Origin of the sequence: Lysinibacillus sp. KU-BSD001, from assembly GCF_042920265.1 — a bacterium.
Taxonomy (GTDB): domain Bacteria; phylum Bacillota; class Bacilli; order Bacillales_A; family Planococcaceae; genus Lysinibacillus_B.
In genome coordinates this window covers 24,322-31,953 of the sequence record NZ_JBDQZI010000023.1, presented here as the reverse complement: position 1 = coordinate 31,953, position 7,632 = coordinate 24,322, and the positions used below count along the sequence as shown (strand labels likewise).

Here is a 7,632-nt window from a genome sequence, read left to right as displayed (position 1 = left end):
CAGGTAGATAGGTTCGAGGTGGAAGTGTGGCGACACATGGAGCTGACGAATACTAATCGGTCGAGGACTTAACCACATTTTGTTTGCACAATGCACCGTTTATCCAGTTTTGAAAGAACAACTTCTTTCAACCAAGAGAGCTTCAGCACACAGTCATACGCCGTGTATTGAAGGTCGACCATAGTCTAGTGATGATGGCAAAGAGGTCACACCCGTTCCCATACCGAACACGGAAGTTAAGCTCTTTAGCGCCGATGGTAGTTGGGGGCTTCCCCCTGTGAGAGTAGGACGTCGCTAGGCACATAAAAGACTCGATGATATCGGGTCTTTTTTCTTTTTTAGGAAAGAGTAAAATTTTTATATTGTAAAAATCATCTATGTGTAGGTGAAAGCGCTATTCCCTCATGATGCTTAGGCTCTCTCCTATGCATGATAAGCAATACTTATTGAGATTCTCTCGGGCATGTAGGAGATTGGTAGGCACTTTAGCGTTTTTGTCCTTAATATTAATTTTGTTATTTGAAGATAACGTAATCCATGGGGAAATTATAAACAGCGCTTTTTAGTAGGAGCAAAAAGTGCTAGCTAATAGTATATTTTGATAAATATATGAAGATGTGATAGTTAAGAATATAGCATTTTATGATAATATCTTTTGATCTACATTATAGTAAGCTGAAAAGGTCTAGCACGTCCTTTTCTATATTCTAGAGATAAAGTAACTGATATTCTAAAAAAGAAAAAGGACTATTTTATTTGGTTTAATCTCAAAGTCTGTCCTTAATTTAAAAGGATAATTGGTATAAAAGCATATATTTTTATGAATTAGAGAGAGCTTAAGTAATAACTATATATTTTAAACGTATCTAGATATATAGTCGGTTTTTAAAATTTAGAGTTAAAAAAGTCGACTGATTTAACAAAGGTAGTGAATTTACCTATTTCAAATACTCTTTGTGATTCTAAAAACAAATGCCTTCTATATAGAATCATTTCTTGGGAAATATTTTTTTGTTTATTTATTAACTAATAAAAATGAGTGATATTAAACATATTTTTATGCTTTATTCTCTATTTTACTTTAGTAAAGTAATAGTATAATTCTTTAAATTAAAATACGTTAGAGTGGTAAATAATATATAAGGAAGGGCTTACAATAGTCTGAATTGTTTTTCTTTTCTAAGATTCTTGACACCGACTGTCGACGTTGTTAACCTTACAATAATATTCTTTTACGTAGGAGGAATTTTTCGAAATGTGGGAAACGAAATTTGTTAAAGAAGGTTTAACATTTGATGATGTATTATTAGTACCAGCACATTCAGAGGTATTACCGAAAGATGTTGATTTATCGGTGCAGCTAACACCCAAAATTAAATTAAATATCCCAATGGTAAGTGCAGGTATGGATACAGTTACTGAATCGAAAATGGCGATTGCAATGGCGCGTCAAGGCGGTATTGGTATTATCCATAAAAACATGAGCATTGACGAACAAGCGGAAGAAGTAGAAAAAGTAAAACGTTCAGAAAATGGCGTTATTACAAATCCTTTCTTCTTAACACCAGAGCATCAAGTATTCGATGCAGAGCATTTAATGGGTAAATACCGCATTTCGGGTGTTCCTATCGTAAATAACATGGACGATCAAAAACTAGTGGGGATTATCACAAACCGTGACTTACGTTTTATTGATGATTATTCTTTAAAGATTGATGATGTAATGACAAAGTCAGATTTAATTACTGCACCAGTTGGCACAACATTAGAAGATGCAGAAAAAATCTTACAGCAACATAAAATTGAAAAATTACCGATTGTTGATGATGAAGGCAAATTAACAGGTTTAATTACAATTAAAGATATTGAAAAAGTAATTGAATTCCCAAATGCAGCAAAAGACAAACATGGTCGCTTAGTAGTCGGTGCAGCTGTGGGCGTATCAAAAGATACAATGGTACGTATTCAAAAGCTAGTAGAAGCACAAGTAGATATCGTCGTAATTGACACGGCACACGGTCATTCACAAGGCGTATTAGATACAATTAAAGATATCCGTGCTACTTATCCTGAGCTTGAAATTATTGCTGGTAACGTAGCAACTGCTGAAGGTACACGTGCATTATTTGAGGCAGGTGCGGATGTAGTAAAAGTAGGTATTGGCCCTGGTTCTATTTGTACAACACGTGTTGTCGCAGGTGTTGGTGTACCACAAATTACGGCTATATATGATGCAGCGGGCGTTGCGCGTGAGTATGGTAAATCAATCATTGCAGATGGTGGTATTAAATATTCTGGTGATATCGTAAAAGCATTAGCAGCTGGTGGACACGTTGTAATGCTTGGTTCATTACTTGCTGGTACATCTGAATCACCAGGTGAAACAGAAATCTTCCAAGGTCGTCGTTTCAAAGTTTACCGTGGTATGGGTTCGTTAGGTGCAATGGAAAAAGGATCAAAAGATCGTTACTTCCAAGAAGATGCGAAAAAATTAGTACCAGAGGGTATCGAAGGTCGTCTTCCTTACAAAGGTCCATTAGCTGATACAATTCACCAATTAATCGGTGGTGTTCGTGCAGGTATGGGGTACTGTGGTACAGCGAACTTACAAGATTTACGCGAAAACTCACAATTCATCCGCATGACAGGTGCAGGTCTTCGTGAATCACATCCACATGATGTACAAATTACGAAAGAATCACCAAACTACTCAATTTCATAAAAAGAAATGATTATGAAAATGTTTTTATAGAAAAGGGCAGTTGTATTTATATCGGCTGAGTAGAGGAAAGCAGATTTGCATTGTCTCAACGCCGTAGTATACATCTCTAGATATTAAAGAAATGATGCTTCTTTAGATTAATTGGAACTTTTCCACTCCTTTACCGTCAAAATTAGAAGGTAAAGGAGTGTTTTTTGTTAGGAACTTAACGCACTTCACGGTGTTTATGTTAAAATGTCGAGGATGACACTAGAATTTTGGAGGTAGCTTTGTGAAAAAGAAAATTGTTAGTTTACTAATGATTCCGCTTTTAATGGTAAGTATGCTTGCACCCATGTCGCAAGCAAGTGCGGAAACAGATTTAGGGTTAACAGTAGATGCAGCAATTTTAATTGATGCTGAATCAGGAAAGATATTATATGAACAAAATGCAGATACGTCTTTAGGTATTGCAAGTATGACGAAAATGATGACGGAGTATTTGCTATTAGATGCGATTAAAGAAGGAACAGTTTCATGGGATCAAGAGTATCGTATAACGGAGTATACATACAAAGTATCTCAAGACCGTGCATTAAGTAACGTGCCACTTAGGGAGGATGGCACATATACGATTCGTGAATTATATGAAGCGATGGCTATTTATAGTGCAAATGCAGCGACAATCGCCATTGCAGAAACAATTGCAGGTACAGAAACCGAATTTGTTAAATTAATGAATGCGAAGGCAGAAGAGCTAGGTTTAGAAGGGTATAAATTCGTTAATTCATCAGGTTTAAATAATGTGAACCTTTATGGCATGCACCCAGCTGGTACAGGTGCTGAAGATGAAAACGTAATGCCTGCAAAATCAGTAGCGAAGTTGGCGTATCATTTATTAAAGGATCACCCAGAAGTATTAGAAACATCAAAAATTGCGAAAAAGATGTTCCGTGAAGGGACAGATGATGAAATTGAAATGGAAAACTGGAACTTCATGTTACCAGGTTTAGTATTTGAATATGCAGGTGTAGATGGTTTAAAAACAGGTACAACGGAATTTGCTGGCCATTGTTTCACAGGAACAGCAGAGCGTAATGGTACACGTTTAATCTCGGTTGTCATGAAAGCCGTTGATTCACAAGGTGTTGGTTCCCGTAAAGCCCGTTTTGATGCAACAGCAAAGCTATTTGACTATGGTTTTAGTCAGTTCACAAAACAAGAGTTGGTACCAGCCGACTATGTAATAAAAGATCAAAAAACAATCCCTGTTACAAAAGGGAAAGAAGATAGCGTAGGTATTGCGACAAAACAAGATTTATCCTTTATGATCAAATCGAGTGATAAGGATGCCTATACTACTAAATTAGTGTTAGATGAAAAAGAGCTGGAAGCAGAAGTAAAAGAAGGTACTGTTGTTGGGAAGCTTGTGGTAGAGCGTAAAGAAGGCGCTGATTACGGTTTTATTGATGGTACGGAGCTTTCAGTCGACGTTGTAACAACAAGCGATGTAGAGCGCGCTGGTGCTGTTTCTCTATTCTTCCAAGGTGTAGGAAATTTCTTTGGTAACCTTTGGGGGAGTGTAACAGGATTTGTAGGCGGTCTATTCTAATTTTTATATGAACATAAGAAACACACAATTTCCGAATAGGATTGTGTGTTTTTTATTTGCCTCATACATAAGCTAAAGCAGAAGGAGTGAGAAAATGTGTGGAATTACCGGTTGGGTGAATTGGCGTAATGAAATAGGTGAGCAAATGCATGTTGTTCAAGCTATGACAGAAACGCTTGTGCATCGAGGACCAGATCAGATGAATGTGATGAATCTAAGGAATGCCGTACTTGGTCATCAGCGTCTTGCTGTTATTGATTTAGAAGGCGGTCGTCAACCAATGCAAAAAACGGTTGGGAACCGTATGTATACGCTTGTTTACAACGGTGAGCTGTATAATACAGACGACGTGCGAAATCAGTTGAAAGAGAAAGGATATACGTTTTCCACAACTTCTGATACGGAAGTATTATTGACTGCGTATATTGAATGGCGAGAAGCCTGCCCGTTATATGTAAATGGCATTTTTGCATTTGGGGTATGGTGTGAGGAAGAAAAGTCATTATTCTTATGTCGGGATCGTTTAGGTGTAAAGCCATTATTTTATACGGAACGACCAGATGAAATTGCTTTTGCTTCGGAAATAAAGGCGCTACTTTCCCATCCCAGTGTAAAGCCTGTAGTAGATAGGCAAGGTCTAGCTGGATTACTGAGCATCGGACCATCGCGTATTTTAGGTACAACAGTCTTTAAAGACATTGTAGAGTTAAAGCCAGCACATTATTTATACATCACACCGCATGAGAAAAAAATGGTGCGTTATTGGGATGTGGAAGATCAGGCACATACACATAGTGAGCAAGAAACGGTTGAGCAAGTTCGAACGTTATTAAAAGCGGCGATTGAGCGCCAACTAGTTAGTGATGTACCCCTTTGTACACTTTTATCAGGGGGGCTTGATTCCAGTTATATTACAGCCATTGCTGCGAATGCGTATCAAGCTAGTGGAAGTGTGCTACACACATATTCAGTTGACTTTGAAGAAAGTGAATTGTTTTTTAAGAAAAACGATTTCCAAGTTTCGCGCGATGCATACTGGATTCAATTAATGCGTAATCAATTTAAAACGGAACACCATGAAGTAATTTTATCTCAAGAATCATTAGTGGAAGCACTATTGGATGCGATGAAATTAAAAGACTATCCAAGTATGGCTGATATTGATAGTTCTCTTTTATTATTCTGTCATGAAATCAAAAAAGAGTTTACGGTGGCCTTGTCAGGGGAGTGTGCAGATGAATTATTTGGTGGGTATCCGTGGTTTTTTGCCCCGACTAGCCATTTCCCTTGGATTCGTTCTATTAAAGAACGTGAATCATTATTAAACACATCTTGGCAACAAAAATTACAGCTAGAAAGTTTTTTAACAGAAACATATGAAGCAGCTCTAATAGAAATGCCAGTCGTGGAGGGCGAAAGTAAAGAGGAGCAAGAACGGAGGCAATTGTTTTATTTAAATAATATGTTCTTTATGCAAACCTTATTAGAGCGTAAAGACCGAATGAGTATGGGAGCAAGTTTAGAAGTACGTGTACCGTTTGCAGACCACCATTTAGTGGAATACGTTTGGAATATTCCGTGGGCATTAAAAACAGTGGGGGGACATGAGAAAGGGATTTTACGAAAAGCAGCGGAAGGATTATTGCCAAAGGAAATTATATGGAGGAAGAAAAATCCATACCCTAAAACGTATCACCCTGCTTATACAAAAGCCGTGCAAACATTAATGGCAGAGTGCTTAGCAGATTCATCCAGTATTTTATATGAGTTTTTTGATAAAGAACAGCTGCAACAATTACTCACAACAGGTGGCACTTCCTTTAAAAAGCCTTGGTTTGGTCAGTTAATGGCAGGGCCTCAATTGCTTGCATATTTTGTGCAGCTGCATCATTGGGTAAAGCATTATAAAGTGGAATTTGTCTCATAAAACGCCTGCATTAGCGCATGGATAGATGTTTCAATCTTGTCTAATGGAATACCACCAAATCCTAAAATAAACGTAGGATGTTGATAAGAAAGCGGTGTAAGCATATAACGTGTAATCGGTTGGATGTAGAGTCCTGATTGAACAGCACAAGCTTGTAGCTCTTTTTCCGAACGATGATGCGGGATCGATAATAATATGTGCATCCCTGCACTATCCCCGCTTATGATGACCTCTGGATAATATTTTGAGAAAACCGAAATCAATTTATCATGCTTTTTTCGATAAATTTTCCGCATACGATTTAAATGTTTGGAAAAATGCCCATCGCTCATAAAATTAGCCAATAGATGCTGATCAAAGCGTGGTACAGTAGCTGAATAATAGCTAAATACCTCTTTATATTTTGGTAACAAGGAAAGCGGTAATACTAAATAAGCGACACGCAATGAAGGCATAATGGATTTTGAAAATGTACTCATATAAATGACACGTTCTCCTTGATCGAGCCCTAGGAGTGCAGGGATTGGCTTTCCGATATAACGAAACTCACTATCATAATCATCTTCAATAATGTAGCGTGCTGGCATTTGCGCTGCCCATTTTAATAGTTGTGTACGGCGGGTAGCTGATAAGACAGCCCCAGTTGGGAATTGATGAGATGGTGTAATATACACAAGGTGTGCCTCACTTTTTTCGAGTTCATCCACAACTATCCCATCTACATCTACTGAAATGGGAATCGCGCGACTCTGGATATGTGCTTTTGGAATCGCTGAATAACCTGGGTTTTCAAGTGCAATTTTCGCATCCTCATCAAATAAACGTAAAATCATTGGGAGTAGCTGTTCTGTCCCGGAACCAATGACAATTTGCTCTGGACTGCACTGAATCCCCCTGGATTCATACAAGTAGCGTGCAATTTCTAGGCGAAGTGCGAGTTCTCCTTGAGGATGTCCGGCTTGCAACAGATTTTTGGATGACTCATCGAAAATATCTTTTGCGTATTTACGCCATATTTGAAATGGAAAGCCCTCTTCATCGATTTTATTAGGTGAAAAATCATATTGGTAAGAACGAGGCGCATCTATTTGGGCTACTGTTGGCGCTGCTACTTTTTCTACGTAGGGTAATTCATCGATTTCCTCCACAAAATAACCAATGCGTGGTTTTGACATAATATAGCCTTCCGCAAGTAGTTGCCCATATGCAAGTTCTACCGTCGTTTGGCTAATATTTAAAAAATCGCTCAATGTTCGTTTGGAAGGGAGTTTTGTACCGACAGCAATATTTTTTTGAATAATCGCTTGTTTTAAATTTAAATACAGTTGCTCGTAAAGCGGTTTATCATCATATTTATCGAGCGTTAAAAACAATAAGTCCATTTTCTAATCT

At 37.8% G+C, this 7,632-nt stretch carries 4 protein-coding genes and 1 rRNA gene; 4 read left to right on the top strand and 1 reads right to left on the bottom strand.

Features of this window, described 5'->3' with window-relative positions; translation table 11 throughout:
* Nucleotides 1-184 precede the first annotated feature (184 nt).
* The 4 genes from rrf to asnB all read left to right on the top strand — a co-directional run bounded on the left by rrf (nucleotide 185) and on the right by asnB (nucleotide 6,240).
* A 5S ribosomal RNA gene (gene rrf, locus AAGS61_RS20050) occupies nucleotides 185-300 on the top strand.
* A 955-nt stretch (nucleotides 301-1,255) separates the two neighbouring features.
* Nucleotides 1,256-2,722: an IMP dehydrogenase gene (guaB, locus tag AAGS61_RS20045; RefSeq protein ID WP_391376241.1), complete on the top strand. Its 1,467-nt coding sequence runs from the start codon at nucleotides 1,256-1,258 to the stop codon at nucleotides 2,720-2,722.
* 298 nt (nucleotides 2,723-3,020) lie between these two features.
* On the top strand, nucleotides 3,021-4,313 hold the full coding sequence (locus tag AAGS61_RS20040; RefSeq protein WP_391376247.1) for a D-alanyl-D-alanine carboxypeptidase family protein: 1,293 nt from the start codon (nucleotides 3,021-3,023) through the stop codon (nucleotides 4,311-4,313).
* A 94-nt stretch (nucleotides 4,314-4,407) separates the two neighbouring features.
* Nucleotides 4,408-6,240, top strand: a complete 1,833-nt coding sequence (gene asnB / locus AAGS61_RS20035; protein ID WP_391376238.1) for an asparagine synthase (glutamine-hydrolyzing) — start codon at nucleotides 4,408-4,410, stop codon at nucleotides 6,238-6,240.
* On the opposite strand, the gene AAGS61_RS20030 is transcribed toward asnB, so the two are convergent.
* Entirely contained in the window at nucleotides 6,216-7,622 is a 1,407-nt protein-coding gene (locus AAGS61_RS20030; RefSeq protein ID WP_391376235.1) for a PLP-dependent aminotransferase family protein, read from the bottom strand. The genes asnB and AAGS61_RS20030 overlap by 25 nt on opposite strands.
* Nucleotides 7,623-7,632 lie beyond the last annotated feature (10 nt).